General features: G+C 66.8%; 18 protein-coding genes. 4 read left to right on the forward strand and 14 right to left on the reverse strand.

Features of this window, described 5'->3' with window-relative positions:
- Positions 1-200: 200 nt before the first annotated feature.
- From murU to MRBLST15_RS17835, 4 genes are all read right to left on the reverse strand, one after another.
- Positions 201-911 (reverse strand): N-acetylmuramate alpha-1-phosphate uridylyltransferase MurU, encoded by a 711-nt coding sequence (murU, locus tag MRBLST15_RS17820; RefSeq protein WP_367787134.1) that lies wholly within the window; start codon positions 909-911, stop codon positions 201-203.
- Positions 912-922: 11 nt separating this feature from the next.
- A complete protein-coding gene (locus tag MRBLST15_RS17825; protein WP_367787136.1) occupies positions 923-1948 on the reverse strand; it encodes an aminoglycoside phosphotransferase family protein in 1026 nt (341 codons plus the stop codon).
- Positions 1949-2012: 64 nt separating this feature from the next.
- On the reverse strand, positions 2013-2282 hold the full coding sequence (locus MRBLST15_RS17830; RefSeq protein WP_089239335.1) for a GlsB/YeaQ/YmgE family stress response membrane protein: 270 nt from the start codon (positions 2280-2282) through the stop codon (positions 2013-2015).
- Positions 2283-2351: 69 nt separating this feature from the next.
- Complete coding sequence (locus tag MRBLST15_RS17835; protein ID WP_265953370.1) at positions 2352-3845, reverse strand: M20 family metallopeptidase; 1494 nt, start codon at positions 3843-3845, stop codon at positions 2352-2354.
- A gap of 198 nt (positions 3846-4043) precedes the next feature.
- On the opposite strand from MRBLST15_RS17835, the gene MRBLST15_RS17840 reads away from it, so the two are divergent.
- The 4 genes from MRBLST15_RS17840 to MRBLST15_RS17855 all read left to right on the forward strand — a co-directional run bounded on the left by MRBLST15_RS17840 (position 4044) and on the right by MRBLST15_RS17855 (position 7161).
- Positions 4044-4370 (forward strand): ComEA family DNA-binding protein, encoded by a 327-nt coding sequence (locus tag MRBLST15_RS17840; protein ID WP_265953371.1) that lies wholly within the window; start codon positions 4044-4046, stop codon positions 4368-4370.
- A 337-nt stretch (positions 4371-4707) separates the two neighbouring features.
- A complete protein-coding gene (locus MRBLST15_RS17845) occupies positions 4708-5775 on the forward strand; it encodes a L,D-transpeptidase (protein WP_100463589.1) in 1068 nt (355 codons plus the stop codon).
- Between the two features lie 17 nt (positions 5776-5792).
- On the forward strand, positions 5793-6518 hold the full coding sequence (locus tag MRBLST15_RS17850; protein ID WP_099819278.1) for a murein L,D-transpeptidase catalytic domain family protein: 726 nt from the start codon (positions 5793-5795) through the stop codon (positions 6516-6518).
- A gap of 34 nt (positions 6519-6552) precedes the next feature.
- Positions 6553-7161, forward strand: coding sequence for a HutD family protein (locus MRBLST15_RS17855; RefSeq protein ID WP_265953372.1), 609 nt, complete (start codon positions 6553-6555; stop codon positions 7159-7161).
- A gap of 132 nt (positions 7162-7293) precedes the next feature.
- Here the strand turns inward: MRBLST15_RS17855 and MRBLST15_RS17860 are convergent, their stop codons facing one another.
- The 10 genes from MRBLST15_RS17860 to MRBLST15_RS17905 form a co-directional block, all read right to left on the reverse strand.
- Positions 7294-8898 (reverse strand): sulfite reductase subunit alpha, encoded by a 1605-nt coding sequence (locus MRBLST15_RS17860; RefSeq protein ID WP_367787140.1) that lies wholly within the window; start codon positions 8896-8898, stop codon positions 7294-7296.
- The gene (locus MRBLST15_RS17865) at positions 8895-9866 is read right to left on the reverse strand and encodes an FAD:protein FMN transferase (protein WP_265953374.1); all 972 of its coding nucleotides are present in this window, start codon (positions 9864-9866) and stop codon (positions 8895-8897) included. Before MRBLST15_RS17865 ends, MRBLST15_RS17860 begins: the two co-directional genes overlap by 4 nt.
- A 55-nt stretch (positions 9867-9921) precedes the next feature.
- The gene (locus MRBLST15_RS17870; protein ID WP_251471940.1) at positions 9922-10725 is read right to left on the reverse strand and encodes a DUF4198 domain-containing protein; all 804 of its coding nucleotides are present in this window, start codon (positions 10723-10725) and stop codon (positions 9922-9924) included.
- Between the two features lie 120 nt (positions 10726-10845).
- Positions 10846-11364 (reverse strand): DUF2271 domain-containing protein, encoded by a 519-nt coding sequence (locus MRBLST15_RS17875; RefSeq protein WP_265953375.1) that lies wholly within the window; start codon positions 11362-11364, stop codon positions 10846-10848.
- A 41-nt stretch (positions 11365-11405) separates the two neighbouring features.
- Positions 11406-12044 (reverse strand): PepSY-associated TM helix domain-containing protein, encoded by a 639-nt coding sequence (locus tag MRBLST15_RS17880; protein ID WP_100551751.1) that lies wholly within the window; start codon positions 12042-12044, stop codon positions 11406-11408.
- A 291-nt stretch (positions 12045-12335) separates the two neighbouring features.
- A complete protein-coding gene (locus tag MRBLST15_RS17885) occupies positions 12336-14756 on the reverse strand; it encodes a TonB-dependent receptor domain-containing protein (protein WP_367787143.1) in 2421 nt (806 codons plus the stop codon).
- A gap of 148 nt (positions 14757-14904) precedes the next feature.
- The gene (locus tag MRBLST15_RS17890; protein ID WP_367787145.1) at positions 14905-15300 is read right to left on the reverse strand and encodes a hypothetical protein; all 396 of its coding nucleotides are present in this window, start codon (positions 15298-15300) and stop codon (positions 14905-14907) included.
- A gap of 172 nt (positions 15301-15472) precedes the next feature.
- Complete coding sequence (locus tag MRBLST15_RS17895) at positions 15473-16150, reverse strand: Fe2+-dependent dioxygenase (RefSeq protein WP_367787147.1); 678 nt, start codon at positions 16148-16150, stop codon at positions 15473-15475.
- A 10-nt stretch (positions 16151-16160) separates the two neighbouring features.
- Positions 16161-16880, reverse strand: a complete 720-nt coding sequence (locus tag MRBLST15_RS17900; RefSeq protein WP_367787149.1) for a tetratricopeptide repeat protein — start codon at positions 16878-16880, stop codon at positions 16161-16163.
- Between the two features lie 70 nt (positions 16881-16950).
- Positions 16951-19233 (reverse strand): TonB-dependent receptor, encoded by a 2283-nt coding sequence (locus MRBLST15_RS17905; protein WP_367787151.1) that lies wholly within the window; start codon positions 19231-19233, stop codon positions 16951-16953.
- Positions 19234-19325: the final 92 nt, after the last annotated feature.

The raw sequence follows: 19325 nt of genomic DNA on the forward strand, positions 1-19325 counted from the left end.
TTTGTGAACTGGTACAACCACCGTCGGCTGCACAGTGCCAACGGCCTTGTGCCACCTGCGCTCCACGAAGCGCAGGTGGCCTGAACGCCCCTTGAGAGTGTCCAGAAGTACTTGACCACCACAGGTTCACGGCGTCCCCCGCGAACCCATCCCGTCCGGCCAAGCAGGGCTTTTGATTTGAGCGACCAACCACGAGGGGCTCAGCCGTTCGCCGCCAACTCAACGTCCAGCGCACGCAGGCGATCAACGGTCCCGACATCCGTCCAGCGACCGCGATAATGCTGACCGCTGATCCGCCCCTGTGCCATGAAATGCTTCTGCAACGGCACCACCGAGAACTTCGGTGGTACGCGCTCGCTGCCCGCTGTATCGCCGATCACCGCGCGCCAGTCGGCCACGATCGACGGACGATAGACGCCGATGCCCGCATAGGTCAGGCAGGGACCTTCGCGGTCATGGTGCAGTACGCCGTGTGCGTCCAGCCGGTAGTCGCCGGCGGGGTGCTGCGCGGGGTTGTCGACCAGCACCAGATGCGCTTCGCCGGCCGGTTCACGCGGCAGCGTGGCGAAATCGAAATCGGTCCAGATATCGCCGTTCACCACCAGGAACGGATCGTCCCCCAGCGCCGGCAATGCATTGAGGATGCCGCCACCGGTTTCCAGCGGGGTATCGCCTTCGTGCATGAAATGCAGGCGCAGGCCCCAGTGGCTGCCATCGCCCAATGTGGCCGGGAACTGCTCGGCGAGCCATGCGGTGTTGATCACCACGTCGCGGATGCCGAGCGCAGCCAACCGCTCCAGGTGCCACACGATCAGTGGTTTGCCGGCCACTGCCAGCAGCGGTTTGGGCGTGTGCAGGGTCAGTGGACGCATGCGCTCGCCCAGGCCGGCGGCGAAAATCAGTGCCTTCATCGACGCGACCTTCAGCGCAGCACGCGCATCGGCGCGCCCAATTCGGCCAGTGCCGGTTTGATCCGCATTTCCAGCAGCTGCTGCAGCGGCGCCAGTTCGCGGTAGCGTGGCAGCACTTCATCCAGGTAAGCGATGAAGCGCGGCGCGTCGTCGAGGTAATGGCCCTTGTTATCGCGGTAGCGCAGGCGGCAGAACAGGCCGAGGATCTTCACGTGGCGCTGGATGCCCATCCAGTCGGCATCGCGCAGGAAGGTGGCACGGTCGGGTACCGGCAGGCCGGCGTCGCGCGCGCGCTGGTGATACTGCGCCAGCCAGTCGTCCACGCGCTGCAGCGGCCAGCTCAGGAACGCATCCTTGAACAGACTCACCGCGTCGTAGGCGATCGGACCACGCACCAGATCCTGGAAATCCAGCACGGCCGGGCCGCCGTCCACCGGCATCAGGTTGCGCGGCATGTAGTCGCGGTGGGTCATCAGCTGGGCCTGGCCCAGCGCGTTGTCCATCAGCCGGCGGTGGACCAGCTGCAGGCCTTCGATCTCGCCGCAGTCCAGTTCAAGGCCAAGATGGCGTTGCAGGAACCACTCATCGAACAGGCCGGCGTCACGCTGCAGCAGCGCTTCGCCGAACTGGCCGAAATCGGCCGGCAACGGGATGGCCTGCAGGCGCAGCAGCTGTTCGATGGAGCGGCTGAACCACGTGTCGGCATTGCGTTCGTCGAGGATCTTCGCCAGCGTCGGGCCGCCCAGGTCTTCCAGCAGCAGGAAGCCGGCGTCGAGATCCTGGGCAAGCAGGGCGGGCACGCGCAGGCCGTGATCGTGCAGCAGGCCGCGCATGCGCAGCCACGGCGTGGGGTCTTCCAGCCCCGGCGGTGCGTCCATCACGATGTGGCTGCCGCGCTGGCTGGTGGTGCGCCAGTAGCTGCGCATGCCGGCGTCGACCGAGGCGCGTTCGACCACGGCGTTGCCGTCGTCGAGCTGGGTACGGGCCCACTGCAGGCGCTGTGCGCTGCGCTGGGGATCAGAGGCGGGTTCGGTCATGCAGGCATATCCGGGCGCGCCGGGCGCGCCAACGTCGGGGCAGAATGAAAAAGGAGGTAGCGGCTCAGCGGCGGCCGCTGAACAGGCGCAGGATCGCCAGCACGACGACCGCGCCGACGACCGCGCCAAGGAAGCCGGCCGGTTCACCGGGCGCGTACCAGCCCATGTACTGGCCGAACCAGCCGGCCAGCAGCGCGCCGATGATGCCCAGCACGATGGTCAGCAGGCAGCCCATGCGGTTGTTGCCGGGCATGAAGAAGCGTCCCAGCAGGCCGACGAAGAAGCCGACCAAGATGATGTAGAGCCAGCTGGTGCTGCCAAACAGACCGTTCATGCAATCAGTGCCCTCGAAGGATGGACGCAGCCTAGCAAGGCCGGGCTGCGTCCGTCACTGCGTGCTGGATCAGCAGCAGCCGTGGTCGCCGTGGCGGGTGCCGCTGTCGGCGGCCACCGGCGAACCGCTGGTCTCGCCACGCAGGCTGGCCGCGTAGTGCTCGCTGATCACCTTGGACACGCACGAGGTGACCTTCTTGCCCATCGGAATGTGCAGGAACTCGTTCGGGCCGTGGGCGTTGGAGTGCGGGCCGAGCACGCCGGTGATCATGAACTGGGCGCCCGGGAACTTCTCGCCCAGCATGCCCATGAACGGGATCGAGCCGCCTTCGCCCATGTACATCGCCGGCTTGCCGAAGAAGGTCTGGCTGGCATCGTCGATGGCCTTGGTCAGCCACGGTGCCATCGCCGGCGCATTCCAGCCGGTGGAGGCCTTTTCCAGGTCCAGGGTGACCTGCGCGCCGTTCGGCGGGTCACGCAGCAGTGCTTCCTTCAGCAGTTCGCCGCAGGTCTTGCCATCGGCGGTCGGCGGCAGGCGCAGCGACAGCTTCACCGCGGTATGCGGACGCAGCACGTTGCCGGCCGATTCCAGCGGCGGCATGCCGCCGATGCCGGTCACCGACAGGGCAGGGCGCCAGGTACGGTTGAGCACCAGCTCGGTCAGGTCGTCGTTCATCGGCTTGAGGCCATCGACCAGCGGGAATTTCTCGAAGATCGCGGTATCGACCACGTCGGCGGCGCGCTTGGCCTGTTCCAGGCGCTCGGCCGGAATCTCCACGTTCATGCCCTCGATCAGGATGCGGCCGGTGTCCTGGTCTTCGATGCGCGACAGCAGCTGGCGCAGCAGGCGGAAGCTCGACGGCACCACGCCGGAGGCATCACCGGAGTGCACGCCTTCGTTGAGCACCTTCACCGAGAAGTTGCCGCCGGTCAGGCCGCGCAGCGAGGTGGTGCACCACAGCTGGTCGTAGTTGGCGCAGCCCGAATCCAGGCAGACCACCAGCGACGGCTTGCCGATGCGGTCAGCCAGATGGTCGACGTAGGCCGGCAGGTCGTAGCTGCCCGATTCTTCACAGGCTTCGATCAGTACCACGCAGCGGGCGTGCGGCAGGCCCTGGGCCTGCAGCGCCAGCACGGCGGCCAGCGAGCCGAAGATGGCGTAACCATCATCGGCGCCGCCACGGCCATACAGCTTGTCGCCGCGCAGGACCGGGGTCCACGGGCCAAGGTCGTCGTCCCAGCCGGTCATCTCCGGCTGCTTGTCCAGGTGGCCGTAGAGCAGGATGGTGTCGTCGCCGGTTTCGGCGCCGGTAGCCGGAATTTCCAGCAGAATCAGCGGGGTACGACCTTCCAGGCGCACCACCTCGACCTTCAGGCCGGGCAGTTCCTGCGCCTTGGCCCAAGTTTCCATCAGGGTGACCGCCTGCTCCATGTAGCCGTTCTGCACCCAATTGGCGTCGAACATCGGCGACTTGTTGGGGATGCGGATGTAGTCGACCAACTGCGGGACGATTTCGCTGTCCCACTTGTCATTGACGAATTGGCCGAGCTTGGCGCTGTCCATCTGAAACTCCGGTTGCATGGCTGATCCGCCCATTCTACGCCTCGGCCAAGGGTAGGGTTTTCCCTACATCACGTCGGGTATTTGGCTGGCTTTTAGAAATCCGTGAACCCTATACGCTGTGTGCATGTGGTGACGGACACTGTTTCGACCGACGGGATTGCCGGTCGGGACGGTCAGAACCACAAGGAGATACACGTCGTGCCTTGGTTTGTCGTGTTTAGGGCGCTGGTGCTGGGAGTGTGGATCGCGGGGGCGCAAGCTGCCGAGCCGATCGACATCAACCGGGCCGATGCCCAGGCGCTGCAGCAGGGATTGACGATGGTCGGGGCCACCAAGGCTGCGGCGATCGTCGAGCACCGGCGCAGACACGGCCCGTTTCACCGCGTCGAGGACCTGACGCAGGTGAAGGGGATAGGGACATCGATCGTCGAACGGAATCGACGGCGGATCACCGTTGGCAACACGATGTTGCCCGCGGATCCGGTACCCGGATCGGTACCGGTACGAACCGTACCCAGGCGCTGACAACAGGAAACGTCGGGACCGGCAGGATGCAGGTCCATTGGCTGCGGACAGGATGCCCGTAACCACCGACCGTCGCAGGGATGCGGCACCAATCACCAGGATGGTGGCATCACAGACCTGTGGAAGGGGCTGAGATACAAACAGGACAGACGCGGCCGCGTGCAGGATGCAACGCCGCCCCCGCTTCGCAGGACGCGAGGGGGTGGCAGCAGGCCGACAAGGACGTGACGATTGCCCGGTACGACACATGGCTGTGTCGCCGGGCAATTTCTTTTGGCGCAGCCACGACGCGCCCATGGTGTACGGTGAGGCCTTCGCATGGAATGGAACCGGCTGGATGCACCTGCACCGTTTGACCCTGATGCTCGCCGCCGCGCTGGCACTGCCCTGCGCCGCGCACGCGGCCGCACCCTCCAAGCCGGTCGCGGCGACGACTTCCGAAGTGCGCGGGCCGACCGACCTCAAGCCCGGCGAGTACCTGTGGCATCCGGAAGTTTCGCCGGCCGGGCCGATCGTGCTGGTGGTGAGCCTGGATGAGCAACGCGCCTATGTGTACCGCAACGGCATCGCCATCGGCCTGACCACGATCAGCTCGGGCAAGACCGGCCATGAGACGCCGACCGGTGTGTTCACCATCCTGCAGAAGGACAAGGACCACCGCTCCAACCTCTACAACAGCGCACCCATGCCGTACATGCAGCGGTTGACCTGGGACGGCATCGCGCTGCACGGCGGCAGTCTGCCCGGGCACCCTGCCTCGCATGGCTGCGTGCGCCTGCCACAGGCCTTCGCCCAGAAGCTGTTCAGCGAAACCAAGCGGGGCGATACGGTGGTCGTGGCCGATGCCAAGAGCGCGCCGATGACGCTGGCCTATCCGGCGGTACTGGCGCCGGTGAATGCACGCGGACAGGCCCTGCCGGAAGGCGAGGCTGGCGCCCCGGACAAGGCGTGGTGGGATGATGCGGCCGCCCCCAGCGGGCAGGTCGGCATCCTGGTCAGCCTGCACGACCAGCGCCTGTACGTACTGCGCGACGGTGTGATGATCGGCGAGTCGCCGTTGAAGGCCGACGCGCTGCCCGCGTTCCAGGGCACCACCCTGTTCGTGATGGGCCAGGGCTACAGCGATACGCCCAGCCCGCTTGATGCGCAGCAGCGCCTGCACCAGTGGACGGCCTATCCGCTGCTGGGCCAGGACCGCGCCCAGGCCACGCCGGACCTGCTGGCCACGCCATCGCTGCCGATGGCGCTGCCAGCCGATTTCGCCCGCCAGCTGTACCAGGTGCTGGTGCCGGGCACGACCCTGCTGGTGACCTCGCTGCCGGCGGTGCGCCCAAGCGCGGCTGAATCGGGAATGCAGCCGGTCTTGGAATCGGAGCCGCCAGCGTCCACCCTCAAGGGATCCTGAGCCCTCCCTACGTGCCCATGTCTGCTTTCCGCCTGTGCCGGCTGGCCGCCCTTGGCCTGCTGGCGACCACTGCCAGCGCCCCGGCCGGGGCACAGACGCCTGTTGCCGCGATCAGCGCCGATGATCTCGCTGCGCAGCTGGCCCGCAGCGCGCCCAAGGCTGACCGCCGGGTGCTGCAGTTGGCCGCCCACGCCATGCGCTGCGCGTTGCAGCGGCCGGAACTGGGTGTCAGCGGCGAACGCCTGAGCGTGATCGACTACTCGCGGCCATCCACCGAGCCACGGATGTGGGTCTTCGACCTGGCCCGCCAGCGGCTGCTGTTCGAGGAGTGGGTGGCGCATGGCCGCAACAGCGGCGAGAACCGCACCGAGCATTTCTCCAACCGCGATGGCAGCTTCATGTCCAGCCTCGGCGCGTTCACCGCGCAGGAAACCTACATGGGCGGCAATGGCTATTCGCTGCGCCTGGCGGGATTGGAGCCGGGTTTCAATGATCGTGCACGCGAGCGCGCCATCGTCATCCACGGGGCGCCGTATGTGAATCCCTCCACCGCACAGTTGCAGGGACGATTGGGGCGCAGTCTCGGCTGTCCTGCGGTGCGGTTGTCGGTGGCCAAGCCGCTGATCGACGCGCTGCGGGGCGGCACGATGGTGTTCGCGTACTACCCCGACCAGGATTGGCTCAAGCACTCGCAGTTGCTGGGTGGCGATTGCGGTACGGCCTCGGGTCTTGCAACGCGGTGATGCGTTGTGGCGCGCGGCATGATGCAATGCGTGCATGAACATCGACTCCCTGCTGCAGACCCCGAGCCAGGTGATTTCCAGCCTGGATTACCGCCGCGAGCGTTGGCGCAACGGCCTCGGCTGGACCCGGGAGATCCTGCGGTTGCCGGCGCAGGGCGATGACTGGGCGTTGCGCCTGTCAGTGGCCGAAATCGAGCAGGACGCCGCGTTTTCCGCGTTCCCCGGTGTCGAGCGCGAACTGGTGTTGTTGCAGGGCAATGGCGTGCGCCTGCGTTTCGAGGATGGCCGGGTCGCCGAGGTGCTGCCACCGCATGGGCGCGTGCGTTTTGCCGGCGAAGCAGCGTTGCACGGCGAGCTGGTCGACGGCACCACCCACGATTTCAACCTGATGTGGAAGCGCGAGCTGCTGCAGGCCGAGCTGCTGCATCGGCCGTTGGTCGGGCCGATGTTCTTCTTCTGCGAGCCGGGTGTGGCGTGGGCACTGCACCTGTTGGGTGGGCAGGCCACGTTTGGCGCGGACAGTGGATTGCCTGCGATGCAGGCCGGCGATACCGCGTGGTTGGCCGCCGGTGAGCGTCAGCGGCATGCGCTGCAGGGCGGCGGGGAGTTGCTGGCGATACGGGTGAGCGCTGCGGGCGGTTGAGCCATGGTCGGCGCGCGGAGGCAATCATCCACGCATGGCGTGGATGCGGTTGTGTAGAGCCGAGCCCATGTTCGGCTGCGGTTGGGGTCAGAGCCCTTTCCTGCGGAAAGGGATCCGACCCCGATGGTTCGCTCAATACACGTCGCGCCGGTAACGACCGGCCAAAAGCAGTGCTTCCTTGCCATCGGCACCGAGCACCTGCTCGATCACCGCATCCACCGCCGGGGCCATGCCCTGCAGGCTGCCGCAGACCAGAATCGTTGCGCCTTCACCGACCCACTGCCGCAGCGTGGCCGCTTCGGCCAGCAGGCGATCCTGTACGTAGCGGTGTGCGCCGCCATCACGGCTGAATACCGTATCCAGGCGGGTCAGCGTGCCGTTGGCGAGCATCGCCTGCAGCTCATCGCCGAAGTGGAAATCATGCGCGGCTGAGCGTTCGCCGAACAACAACCAGGTGCGACCGCCGCCAGCACGTGCGCGCTCGTGCAGGTGTGCACGCAGGCCGGCGATACCGGTGCCGTTGCCGATCAGCAGCAGCGGAACATCGATGGCGACGCCGTGGAAATTCTCGTTGCGCCGCAATCGCATCTGCACCGGATCGCCAATGGCGGCGTGATCGCACAGCCAGCCACTGCCGATGCCCGGTGTGCCATCGGCACGCAGCTGACGGCGCAGCAGAAGCTCTACCGCGCCGTCGTCCATCACCGAGGCGATGGAGTACTCGCGATGCGGCAGTGGCTGCAGTGCCGCCAACAATCCAGGCAGGTCGCCCGCAGCAACCAAGGACGGCAGATGCGAGCGGGCGACGCGGGCGAGCAGCGTGTTGCCGTCGTCCAACACGGTATCCGCATCGAAGCCCTGCGCATGCAGCCAGTCGCGCGTGCTCTGCTCGGCGTGCTGCGGACCGACCTCAGCGATGTCGCCCGCCTGCCAGTGCGCGCTGCCGTCTATCGGTGGCTGCAGACGCAGCCAATAGACCGGACCACCGACGCTGCCGGGGTTGAGGTGGATGCGCTGCAGCAGCGTCCACGGATGGTACTCGGCCGGTGTCCAATCGGGCAGTTCGCTGGCGCCGCCGCCGAGCTGGCCGAGCAGCTGCTGCCAGTGGCGCAGGGCGGCCGGGTCGGCGTTGTCGACTTCAATGGCATCAAACAGCGGATGCGCACCGTGCTGGCGCAGCCAGTCGTGCAGCTGGTGGCCGAATGCGCAGAAGTGGCCGTAGCTGCGATCACCCAGCGCGAGCACGCCGTACTGCAGGTGGCCCAGGGGCGGCGGCGTGGTCATCACCCGGCGCAGGAAGGGCAGGGCGTGGTCGGGTGCATCGCCTTCGCCGGTGGTGCTGACGATGAACAGTGCACGCGCGCTGTCCGCAAGCAGGTGCGCATCCACGTCGTGCAGACCACGCAGGCGCACCGGCACGCCGGCCGAGCGCAGGGCCTGCGCACTGCGCTTGGCCAGTTCGCGGGCGAAGCCGGTCTGGCTGGACCAGACCAGCAGCATCGGTTGGCTTTCGCCTTCGGTGGTGTCATCGCGTGGACGGCTGCGCCACCACACTACGGCGCACGCCAGTGAATACAGCGCGGTAGCGGCCAGTGCGATGCCCCACTGCCGAGACGGCGGCGCACCCTGCCACCAGGCTTCGCCCAGGTGCAGGCGCAGCAGGGCGCCGCCGATCACTGCCAGCAGGACCAGCACCACGACGTTGCCAAGGGTTGCGCGCGAGAAACGAGTGCTCATGCGGCCTGCTCATCCAGCAGCCGCTGGAAGGCGCTGCTGAGGGTTTCGCGTGGGCCATCGGCGGCGCGTTCGAGGTAGCGCGCTGCCAGCCCTTCGCGCTCCGCCAGCGCGATACCCGCGTCGCGACCGAGCACGGTCAGCGCGGTGGCCCAGGCGTCGGCGTGCATCGCGTCGTTGGCGACCACGGTGACGGCGGCTGCGACCTGTCGCACCGGCGTGCCGCTGCGTGGGTCGAGGCTGTGACTGTAGGCAACGCCATCGTCCTGATACTGGTGCCAGCGATCGCCGGAGGTGGCCACTGCCTTCCCTTCCAGCGCGAGTACACGCGGTGGCGTATCGGTGTGCGCATCTTCTTCCGGCGCCGACTCCACCAGCACGCGCCACGGCTGGCTGTCGGGCTTGCGGCCGTAGCCCGCCAGCTCGCCACCGACTTCAATCAGTGCGGCATCGACACCTTGGCTGCGCAGCCAGGCGGCGACGTGGTCGACACCGAAGCCCTTGGCGATCGCCGAGAGATCCAGTTCCAGGCCGCCGGGTTGCAGCAGCGCATCGTCCTGCCAGTGCAGGCGTTGCCAGCCGCAGCGTGCACGGGTTGCCTGCAGCGTGATGGCATCGGGCGCACGTCGTTCACCGGCATGCGCACCGAAGCCCCACAGCGCCACCAGTGGGCCGATGGTGGGGTCGAAGGCACCGCCGCTGGCGGCGGCGATGGCCTGCGCGCAGGTCAGCACATGGCGTGTTTCGGCAGGCAGCGCGCAGTAGCGCCCTGCGTCGGCACGGTTGTAGCGGCTCAGGTCGGAGCCCGCCTCCCACGTGCTCATCTGTGCGACCACTTCATCCAGACGTGCCTGGATGCCAGCATGCAGCGGATGCAGGTCGCGCTGGCGCGGTGCCACCAGTGACACGCTCCAGGTGGTGCCCATGGTGGTGCCACCCAGCCGGGCGATGTCGAGTGCGGTTGAGGTCATGGGCATGCGTGGCAGGCTGCGATACCCGGGCGCGCCGGGTATCGCAGCGAAGCGTTTACTGCGGCAGTACTTCCAGCGTGGCAACGTAGCTGAGGCGGCGCTTGGCAGCCTGCTTGACCGACGTCTTGTTGTCTTCGGTGCCGGTTTCCAGCCAGTACATGCCGGCTTCCGGCCAGGTCACCTTGATCTCGCCCTTGGCGTCGCTGGTCAGTTTCTGCTCGTCCTGCGCATTGCGGTAGCGGGTGCCACCGCGCACGATCTCGAACTCCAGGCCTGCGGTCGGCTTGCCGTCGACCAGTACGCGGAAAGTGGCTTCCTCACCGGCGAACAGGTCGTTCGGATGGCCGACGGCCACCAGCTCGATGCCGCGGTTGGTCGGCTTCAGCGCGGTGTCATTCGGCGCGCCGTTGGTGACAAAGGTCTCCACGCGGCCGACCGACTGGCTCACTTCCAGCTTCTTCGCATCCTTGGGCAGTTCGCCGAAAGTGGCGGCGGTGCCGCGCCAGCGCTTGCGCTCGCCATTCAGTTCATAGGTGGCCGACAGGCCGTCATTGACCGAAGCAATGCGGTAGGTGCCCTGCTGCTTCAGCTCGACGTCGAACACGCTGCGGTATTTGCCGGTGGCCGCGTTCTGCGCCTGCACGGTGCTGCCATCCGGGGCGGTGATCACCACCGATTCCAGGCGCAGCGGCACGTGGTTGAAATAGAACAGGTCGTTGGAGACCGCACCATCGACGGTGATCCACGGCGCGTTGCCGGCGATCACGGTCTGCGAGGGCAGCAGCCAGGCCTTGTGGGCCAGGGCAGAGAAGGGAAGGGCAGCGGCCAGAGCGGCGGCGAGGACGAGCGTGCGCTTCATGCGGAAGACTCCAGTTGGAAGGGGGCGGATCCCTTTCCAAAGGAAAGGGCTCTGACCCCGAGGATATGGCGATCGGGTCAGAGCCCTTCCTGCGGAAGGGATCCGACCCTGGTCAGGAAATCAGGGTTTGACGGCGAGGGTGACCTGGCCCAGTTCGGTGGCGCCCTGCGCCTTGCCGTTCTGCGCGGCGGTGGCCGGCCAGGTGAAGGGAATCTTCAGCAGTTCACGGCCGCCGACTTCGCGCACCGCTTCCACCACCAGGGTGTAGCTGCCCGGGGCCAGCTGCTTCAGCGCCGGCTGCTTGTCGTTGAACGACAGCGCGTGCTTGCCGGCGGGTCGGGTCGGGCCGGTCACACCGTCCACCGGTACCTGCAGGGTGCGGCCGCTCTTGCGCCACCACTGGCGCAGGTCGGGCAGCCACTTGGTGCCATGGCCTTCGCTGTTGCTGGTCTGCTGGTACCAGACCGACAGGTTGGCGGCGACCTTCTGGTCGGCGCCTTCCAGCCACACTGCCACATACGGGCGGTGGTACTCGGCCACGTTGAGCTTGGGTACTTCGACGTTGATGTCGAGGGTGGTGGCGTAGGCCGGCGAGGTGGCCAGCAGGCCGCTGAGGGCGATGGTCAGGGTGACGCGCATGGGGCGGCTCCGGAAAAACGGATGGAAATCACGGTGGAAGTTCAGTGGATCAGCAGCAGGGCGATCAGCAGCGGGATCATCAGGCCCAGGCCGACCAGCGGCCAGGTCATGCGTCGCTGCCGCGCATGCAGGTGCAGCAGAAACAGGCCGGTGATGCAGAACACCAGGCAGGCCACGGCGAACACGTCCAGGAACCAGCCCCACGCGGGGCCGGCATTACGCCCCTTGTGCAGGTCATTGAGGTAGGACACCGCGCCGCGCGAGGTCGATTCGTACTCGACTGCGCCGGTTTCGCGGTCGATGCTCAGCCAGGCGTCACCGCCGGGGCGCGGCAGCGACAGATAGATTTCCTCGGCTGACCATTCGGCGGGTCGGCCGCCGATGGAGATGCCCAGCTGCTCATCCAGCCATTGCCGGGCCGGGCGCGGGATGGGCGCGTTACCGTCCTCGCGTGTGCCGAGCTGGCCGCGCACGTCGGCCGGCAGTTCCAGATGCTGGTTCTGCACCTGCGGCTTGGCCTCGATCTTCGCCGCATGGTTCAGCGTCAGCCCGGTCACCGCGAACAGCAGCATGCCGATCAGGCAGACCGCCGAGCTGATCCAGTGCCACTGGTGCAGGGTACGCAGCCAGAAGCCGCGGCTCTGCTGCTGCTGCACGGTGGAGGATGCGGGACGGCTCACGGCACGGTTCGGAACGGATGAATACTGGTCATTACATCATTGTTGAGAATTGCTCGCAATTAGATGTCGTTGTGTATCTCTGAAGGGGTAGTGCGGACCGGTAGATCCACGCCATGCGTGGATCAAATGCCGACCAAGGTCGGTATGGGCAGTAGATCCACGCCATGCGTGGATGGAGCGGTGCCGACCAAGGTAGGCACCCACCAAGGCCGGGCGGTGCCGACCAAGGTCGGCATCTACCAGGGCAGGGCGGTGCCGGCCAGCGGCCGGCACTACCGGTTGGTCGCGGCCTCAGAACTTCGCGTTGAGCGAGATCCAGTAGCTGCGGCGCTGGTCCTTGGTGGCGTAGTCGTCCACGCAGTTGTATTCGCTGGGGCTGGTCAGCAGGCACGACTGCGAGACGAAGTTCTTGTCGAACAGGTTGTTGACCCGCGCGTTGACCGTCAGCCACTGCGTGGCCTTCCAGCTGCCACCGAGGTGGAAGATGGTGTAGTCCTCGTAGTAACGGGTGTGGCTGGCGCCGGCGGCATCGAGGATCGTGTCGCGGTAGCGGTCGTAGCGGCCTTCGCCGATCAACGACAGGCTGATCGCATCGTTGAGCTGCCAGTTGAGGCTGGCGTTGGCCATGTGCTTGGCCGGCATGGTACCGGTGATCGGCAGGCCCTTGCCGGAACCGGCGGTCTGCTCGCTCTTGGTCCAGGTGTAGTTGCCGCGCAGCTGCAGGTTGTCCAGCAGGTCGACGTAGCCGGCCAGTTCCGCGCCGCGCGTTTCGGCCTTGTCGATGTTCACGCTCTGGGTGAAGGTGCTGTAGCCCAGCGAGGCCCAGCCCGGACCGATGTCCACGCAGTAGCCGCTGCCTGCAGGTGCCACCTCGCAGTTGGGGAACGTGCCGCCGCTGGCGATCTTGTCTTCGAACTTGTTGATGAAGCCGGTGACGTTGAAGCCCCAGCGCTGGCCCTCGTAGTACGCAGCCAGCTCGTAGTTGGTGCTGGTTTCCGGCTTCAGGTTGGGCGAACCCACCAGCGGCAGCACGCCCTGGCCGCCGAAGCCGGTGATGCCGGGGAACAGCTGGTCCGGACGCGGGGTCTTGTAGCCGGTGCTGACGCCGCCTTTGAAGGTCCAGGCATCGGTCGCGTTCCAGACCAGGTAGCCGCGCGGGCTGAGGTGGCTGCCGAAGATGTTGTGGTCGTCGTAGCGCAGGCCGAAGGTGGCGGTCAGGGTGTCGGTCAGCGACCAGTTGTCCTCGGCGAACAACGCCCACATGCGGTGCTTCTGCTTGGTGTTGCTGCGGTAGCCGGCACCGTCCATGCCGAACACGCCGTCCACCATGTCGGTGTCGTTGTACTGGCCGCCCACGGTCAGCTTGTGCGCGCCGAAGTCCAGGTCGAGCATCGTGTCCAGCACGTAGCCTTCCAGCTCCATGGTGCGCAGCGGACGCGGCAGGAACGCCTGCAGGCGTGCCTGTTCGCTGGCGTTGAGTGCGCCCAGCGCGTTGTTGCGGCCGGCGGCACAGTTGTTGGCGGCACCGGTGCGGCGGCAGACGTCGTTCCACAGGGCCTGCAGGCCGGCGCGCTCGTCCAGCGTCAGCGGCAGCGAGCGGCCGAGGTTGTTGCTCTTGCTGTGGGTCAGCGAGGTCTGCCAGGTGCCGAAGCTGTAGCGACCCTGATGGGTCAGCGACAGCTGGTCGCGCTCATAGCGCTGGTAGGTGGTGTAGCCCACGCGCGGCTGCACCACGCGGCGGGTGACGGTGCCGTTGCCATTCGGGTTCGGGACCACCGCGTTGCCCACGCGCCACAGACTGGCCAGGCTGTCCAGCGTGCCGGTCTGGCCCTCGCTGTTGTCGTACTTCTGGCGTGAGACGTCGTAGTCCAGCCACAGCTCGTGATCGTCGTTGACGTGGAAGTTCAGGCGCACGCCGGTGTTCCAGTTGGTGTTGGCCACCGACTTGCCGCCGCCACCGAAGCCGATGCTGCGTTCCCACAGCGTGCCGTCGGGCAGGGTCAGTGCGTCCCATTCGGGATTGGATGCCTTGGCGTCGTAGTAGCTGCCGCGCACGGCCAGACCCAGGCGATCCTTGACCAGCGGGCCGCTCAGGTACACGTCGGTGCTGCGCGCATCGCCGAACTGATCGTCCTGTTGCACGGTGAAGCCCTGGGTGACTGCGCCGTGCCAGCTGTCCTGGTTGCGGCGGGTGATGATGTTGATGACGCCACCCATCGCATCCGAGCCGTACAGCGTGGACATCGGGCCACGCACTACTTCAATGCGCTCGATCGCATCCAGTGGCGGCAGGTAGGCGAACTGGCCACCGCCGAAGTTGTTCGGATACAGCTGGCCGGCGTTGCTCTGGCGACGGCCGTCGATCAGCACCAGGGTGTATTCGGACGGCAGGCCGCGCATGGAGATGGTGGCGCGGCCGTTCTTGTCGGTGGCTTCCAGGCCGACGTCGATGCCCTCTACGTCGCGCAGGGCGTCGACCAGGCTGGTGTAGGGGCGCTTGCTCAGCTCTTCGCGGCTGACCACGCTGATGCTGGCCGGTGCATCGACCACCTTCTGCTCGAAGCCGGAGGCGGTCACCACCACCTTGTCCAGCGTCTGCGGCGCGCCGCTGGCGGCACCGCTGGCGTAGGCAGGAGCTGCGACGGCGGCCAGCACGGCGCTGGTCAACAGGTGGCGGGACAGGGACGAACGGACACGATGGCGCTGGGCCATGGCAGATACCTCGAAGGATGCAGGACAGCGCGATGCCGGGCGCGGAGCGCGCGCGGCAGGGCAGGGATGGCCCGGTCAGGGGCGGCAGAGGTGAAGCAGGCAGCGGCGAGCCGGTGCAACCGCTCAGGCGGTCACAGCGTGCCGTGGATCAGGCGAGCGGCGGCGCTTGGCCGCGTTGCTGGCGACGCCCGGGCGCATCGGCCCAGGGCATGTCTGGTGCAGCCAATGGCCAGTGCGAACGCGCGCTGGATGGAGCCGACGCGGAGGGAACCAGATCAAGTTCGGTGCGCAGCCAGTGGCTGGCCAGCAGCAGCGGCGGCGCCGGCTTGTCAGTGGACTTGGCCGGTGCCGATGCGCAGCGCCGCAGCTTGGCAGGCGCTTCTTCCTGCAGGGGGCCTTCGCCGCCGCGCTCTTCCAGCGGCTGCTGCAGCGCCTGGGTTGCAGCCGCATGGGCCCCCGGCAGCAGCGGCAGGGTGCCGAGCAACAGCGTCAACATCGCCACCCACGCCAGCAGGCTGGCCAGCGCAGGCCGACGGCCGCGCATGGCGGTGCCGAGCTGTACAAGCCGAAGCGGGCGAGAGCGGAACGGGCGACGCAAGCGGAAATCCCTGGCTGGCCGGAACATCCGGCGTCAACGGGGCGTGATTGTAATGAGACCCGTTAGCTGTTGCAAATGAGAATGATTGCTAAGTTGCCGCAGGGGTGGCCTGATCGGCTCAGACCTCGCTCCAGCGTCGCAGCAGGTTGTGGTACACGCCGGTCAGCTGCAGCACCGCGTCGGCATCGCCATCGGTCTGCCGCAGGCGCTCGATGGAAGTATCCATCTCCCACAGGAGGCGCCGCTGCACATCGTCGCGGATCATGCTCTGCACCCAGAAGAACGAGGCCACGCGCGCGCCTCGGATGACCGGGTTGACCTTGTGCAGGCTGCTGGAGGGATACACGATCAGATCACCGGCCGGCAGTTTCACTTCATGCTCGCCGTAGGTGTCACTGATGATCAGTTCGCCGCCGTCATACTCGTCCGGGTTGGACAGGAACAGTGTGCAGGAGATGTCCGAGCGCAGCTGCTCGCCGTTGGCCAGGTTCATTACCGCGCCATCGACGTGGAAGCCGTAGGTGCCGCCGCCGCTGTAGCGGTTGAAGCGCGGCGGCAGGTACTTCAAAGGCAGCGCCGCGCTGAAGAACAGCGGGTGTCGTGCCAGTGCCACCAGAATGGTTTCGCCCAGTTCGCGGCGCAGCGGCGAAGCTTCCGGCAGCTGCTGGTTGTGCTTGGCCTGCGCGCCGAGGTGGCCGACGGTCTCGCGGCCATCGGTCCAGTCGGCCGCATCGAGCCTGCGGCGGATATCAGCGACCTGTTCGGCAGGAAGGATGTCGGGGATGTGCAGCAGCATGCGGAAGTCCTCAGCAAGCGGATGGTGCGACCAGGGCGCGCACCTGCGGGTGGGGTGAGGCGGCCAGCTCGGGCACGATATGCGCCATGAAGGCGGGACTGCCGTGCTGCAGCGCCAACCGCAGCCAATACACGGCCTGTTCGATTTCACCGGCCTGCAGCAGGATCGAGGCGTAGTTGGCCTGGCCGCGGAAATCGCCGGCCTCGGCCGCGCGTCGATACCAGGCCAGCGCGGCCTGCGGATCGCGTCCGGTGTCCAGTCCATCTTCCAAGTGTCGGGCCAGCAGGTTCATTGACTTGGCGTGGCCCAGATGCGCCGCGCGGGTATACAGCGCCAGTGCCTGCGCACGGTCCTGCGGCACGCCACGGCCGGTGGCCAGCAGGTTGGCCAGGTTGTATAGGCCCCAGTCCAGACCGGTGTCGGCCGCGCGCCGGTACCAGACCGCGGCAAGCGAAGGATTGGCGGCGGTGCCCTGGCCCAGCTCGTGGCAGCGGCCGAGCATGTTCATCGCCATCGGCGCGCCGTTATTGGCTGCGGTCTCGTACCAGAGCAGGGCCGCAGCAGCATCTTCCGGCGTGCCTTTGCCTTCCATGTGCATCTGCGCGAGCAGCAGCTGCGCCTCGACCTGCCCGGCCTGTGCCGCATCGCGCACGCGCGCAAAGGCGGCCTGCGGGTCGTGCAGCAGCAGGTCTGCCAGGACGTCGGAATCAAACGGGGTGTTGGAAGCCATGCGCGGAGTATCGCCGGAAACAAAAACGGCGGCAGGAGATCCTGCCGCCGTGCGGGTGCTGCGGGTTACATCAGAACTTTACGTTCAGTGCCAGGGTGGCCGAACGACCCGGAGCGATGCTCGCGTAGTGCGACGCATAGGCCTTGGTGAAGTAGGTCTTGTCGGTCAGGTTCTGCACGTTCAACTGCAGGCTGATGTTGTCCTGGATCGCGTAGCTGGCCATCGCATCGAAGCGGGTGTAGCTGGGGATCCACTTGGTGTTGGCCACATCACCGTACTGCTTGTCGGAGTAGTTGGCACCGGCGCCGACGGTCAGGCCGAACGGGAAGCGATAGGTGGTCCACAGCGTGGCGCTGTGCTTGGCGGTGTTCGGGAACACGTTGCCGTTGTAGGGCGAGGGCACGTAGACGTTGGACGGGCAGGTACGGCCGGACACGGCGCAGACGAAGCCGTTGTCCTTCAGTTCCGAATCCAGGTAGGTGTAGCCGCCGTACAGGCTCCAGGCGTCGGTCAGCTGGCCGGTGAAGCCCAGTTCCACACCGTTGATTTCCTTCTTGCCGGCGTTCTGGCTGGTGCCGTTGTCCACGGTCACGCGCGCGTTGTCCATCACGGTGTGGAAGATCGCCGCGGTCAGGTTCAGGCGGTTGTCAAACAGGTCCCACTTGGTGCCCAGTTCGAGATTCTTGGTGTCCTGCGGCTTGAGGTCGGCCACGGCCGCGCTGAGGCCATCGGAACCATCGCCACCGTCCATGCCCGGCGGGGTGGAGGAGGTGCCGTAGGACAGGTAGATGCTGCCGTTGGCAGCCGGCTTGAAGACGATGCCGGCCTGGTAGTTCAGGAAGTCGTTGTCGTTGCGCACGCGGGTCGGCGCCTTGCCGGCCACCGGGGTGGTCAGGGTGGTGGAGAAGTCGTCGTAACGCAGGCCGACGTTGATCATCCATTGCGCGTTCAGTTCGATGGTGTCGAACAGGTAGGCAGACGTGGTCTTGGTGCGCTGCTCGACGTCCAGCGCCTTGTCGCTGCGGTACACCGCATGGGTGGCCGCCCACGGATCGTTCGGGTTCGGGTTGTCGAAGCTGGTGCAGTTGTAGCCGGTGGCAGCGCCGGTGGTGGGGCACTTGCTGCTGTTGGTCAGCGGGTTGTTGGTGCCCGGGGTCATCAGGTAGCTGCCACGGGTCATCTTTTCATCGCTGTATTCCAGGCCAGCGCTGTAGCTGTGCTTCAGCGCACCGGTCTGGAACGCACCGGTCAGGCTCAGCTGGTCGGCGAAGCTCTTGACGTCGACGGCGCGGCTGTTGGTACGGCGCCACAAGGTGCCGTAGTTGTTCGGGTTGCCCTGGCTGTCGTCCGGCTGGGTCCACAGGTAATCGTTGCTGGTGTTGCCCAGGCGCGCGATGTTGCGCAGCTTGTGGCTGCCGAAGTCGTAGCTGCCGTCCAGGGTGCTGATGTCGGCGCGGGTGCGCTGGAAATCGCGGTCCACCAGACCGTAATAGTTGTTGCGGTCGGGCACCATCGGGCGGCCGTCGACCCACTTCGACACCGGTGCGCCGTTCGGATTGCCGTACGGGAAGCCGCCTGCGTCGGGCAGGTCGTCGCTCTGCATGTGGTAGTGGCTGGCGATCAGCTGCGCCGGGCCGTTCAGGCCGAACGCGATCGACGGCGCGATGCCCCAGCGGCTGACGTTGGCCGCGTCACGACCTGCGATGTCCGACTCGTGCTTCATCAGGTTCAGGCGCGCGGCGATGCCATCGCCCAGCACGTAGTTGGCATCCACTGTGCCGCGTGCGTAGCTGTCGGTGCCGATGCCCATGCTGGCAGTGGTCTCGTTCTTCAGCTTCGGGGTCTTGCTGACCAGGTTGAGGCTGCCACCACCGGAGTCACGACCGCCGTAGGCCGAGCTCGGGCCCTTGACCACTTCCACCTGCTCCAGGTCGAACACTTCGCGGGTCTGCGAGCCGACGTCGCGCAGGCCGTCGACGAACATGTTGCTCTGCGAGTCGAAGCCGCGGATGAAGGGGCGGTCACCGGTCGGGTTGCCGCCTTCGCCGGCACCGAAGGTGATGCCCGGGACCATGCGCAGCGCATCCTGCAGGTTGGTCGCACCGGTTTCGGCGATCAGCTTTTCCGAGACGATCGAGACCGACTTCGGGGTGTCCAGCAGCGCAGCGGTGAACTTCGGCGAGGACGGGTTGAACCAGCTGCCGCGCACCTGGACCTTGTCCAGTTCGGTGGCCTTGCTGGCGCCGGCGTCGTCGGCCGCCTGTACGGCCAGCGGCGCGAAGCCGGCGGCGAGGGTGGCGGTGGCCAGTACCGAAACGCGAGGTGCGTACTTGCGGGTCTTGATATGGGTCATGGGTAGGTTGGCGGTGGCTTGGATGGGGAATGAGCGAGCGCCGGCCAGCACGGCTGGGCGCGCGGCGGCAGGCAGGAGGCGGGTTCTATGGA

The sequence above is a fragment of the Stenotrophomonas sp. LST15-1-1.1 genome (assembly GCF_040815575.1).
Lineage (GTDB): Bacteria > Pseudomonadota > Gammaproteobacteria > Xanthomonadales > Xanthomonadaceae > Stenotrophomonas > Stenotrophomonas lactitubi_B.

What these genes read in the sequence shown, in the direction of transcription:
- murU (WP_367787134.1), bottom strand. Translation starts at nt 911, where the DNA reads ATGAAGGCACTGATTTTCGCCGCCGGCCTGGGCGAGCGCATGCGTCCA.
- MRBLST15_RS17825 (WP_367787136.1), bottom strand. Translation starts at nt 1,948, where the DNA reads ATGACCGAACCCGCCTCTGATCCCCAGCGCAGCGCACAGCGCCTGCAG.
- MRBLST15_RS17830 (WP_089239335.1), bottom strand. Translation starts at nt 2,282, where the DNA reads ATGAACGGTCTGTTTGGCAGCACCAGCTGGCTCTACATCATCTTGGTC.
- MRBLST15_RS17835 (WP_265953370.1), bottom strand. Translation starts at nt 3,845, where the DNA reads ATGGACAGCGCCAAGCTCGGCCAATTCGTCAATGACAAGTGGGACAGC.
- MRBLST15_RS17845 (WP_100463589.1), top strand. Translation starts at nt 4,708, where the DNA reads ATGCACCTGCACCGTTTGACCCTGATGCTCGCCGCCGCGCTGGCACTG.
- MRBLST15_RS17850 (WP_099819278.1), top strand. Translation starts at nt 5,793, where the DNA reads ATGTCTGCTTTCCGCCTGTGCCGGCTGGCCGCCCTTGGCCTGCTGGCG.
- MRBLST15_RS17855 (WP_265953372.1), top strand. Translation starts at nt 6,553, where the DNA reads ATGAACATCGACTCCCTGCTGCAGACCCCGAGCCAGGTGATTTCCAGC.
- MRBLST15_RS17860 (WP_367787140.1), bottom strand. Translation starts at nt 8,898, where the DNA reads ATGAGCACTCGTTTCTCGCGCGCAACCCTTGGCAACGTCGTGGTGCTG.
- MRBLST15_RS17865 (WP_265953374.1), bottom strand. Translation starts at nt 9,866, where the DNA reads ATGACCTCAACCGCACTCGACATCGCCCGGCTGGGTGGCACCACCATG.
- MRBLST15_RS17870 (WP_251471940.1), bottom strand. Translation starts at nt 10,725, where the DNA reads ATGAAGCGCACGCTCGTCCTCGCCGCCGCTCTGGCCGCTGCCCTTCCC.
- MRBLST15_RS17875 (WP_265953375.1), bottom strand. Translation starts at nt 11,364, where the DNA reads ATGCGCGTCACCCTGACCATCGCCCTCAGCGGCCTGCTGGCCACCTCG.
- MRBLST15_RS17885 (WP_367787143.1), bottom strand. Translation starts at nt 14,756, where the DNA reads ATGGCCCAGCGCCATCGTGTCCGTTCGTCCCTGTCCCGCCACCTGTTG.
- MRBLST15_RS17890 (WP_367787145.1), bottom strand. Translation starts at nt 15,300, where the DNA reads ATGCGCGGCCGTCGGCCTGCGCTGGCCAGCCTGCTGGCGTGGGTGGCG.
- MRBLST15_RS17895 (WP_367787147.1), bottom strand. Translation starts at nt 16,150, where the DNA reads ATGCTGCTGCACATCCCCGACATCCTTCCTGCCGAACAGGTCGCTGAT.
- MRBLST15_RS17900 (WP_367787149.1), bottom strand. Translation starts at nt 16,880, where the DNA reads ATGGCTTCCAACACCCCGTTTGATTCCGACGTCCTGGCAGACCTGCTG.
- MRBLST15_RS17905 (WP_367787151.1), bottom strand. Translation starts at nt 19,233, where the DNA reads ATGACCCATATCAAGACCCGCAAGTACGCACCTCGCGTTTCGGTACTG.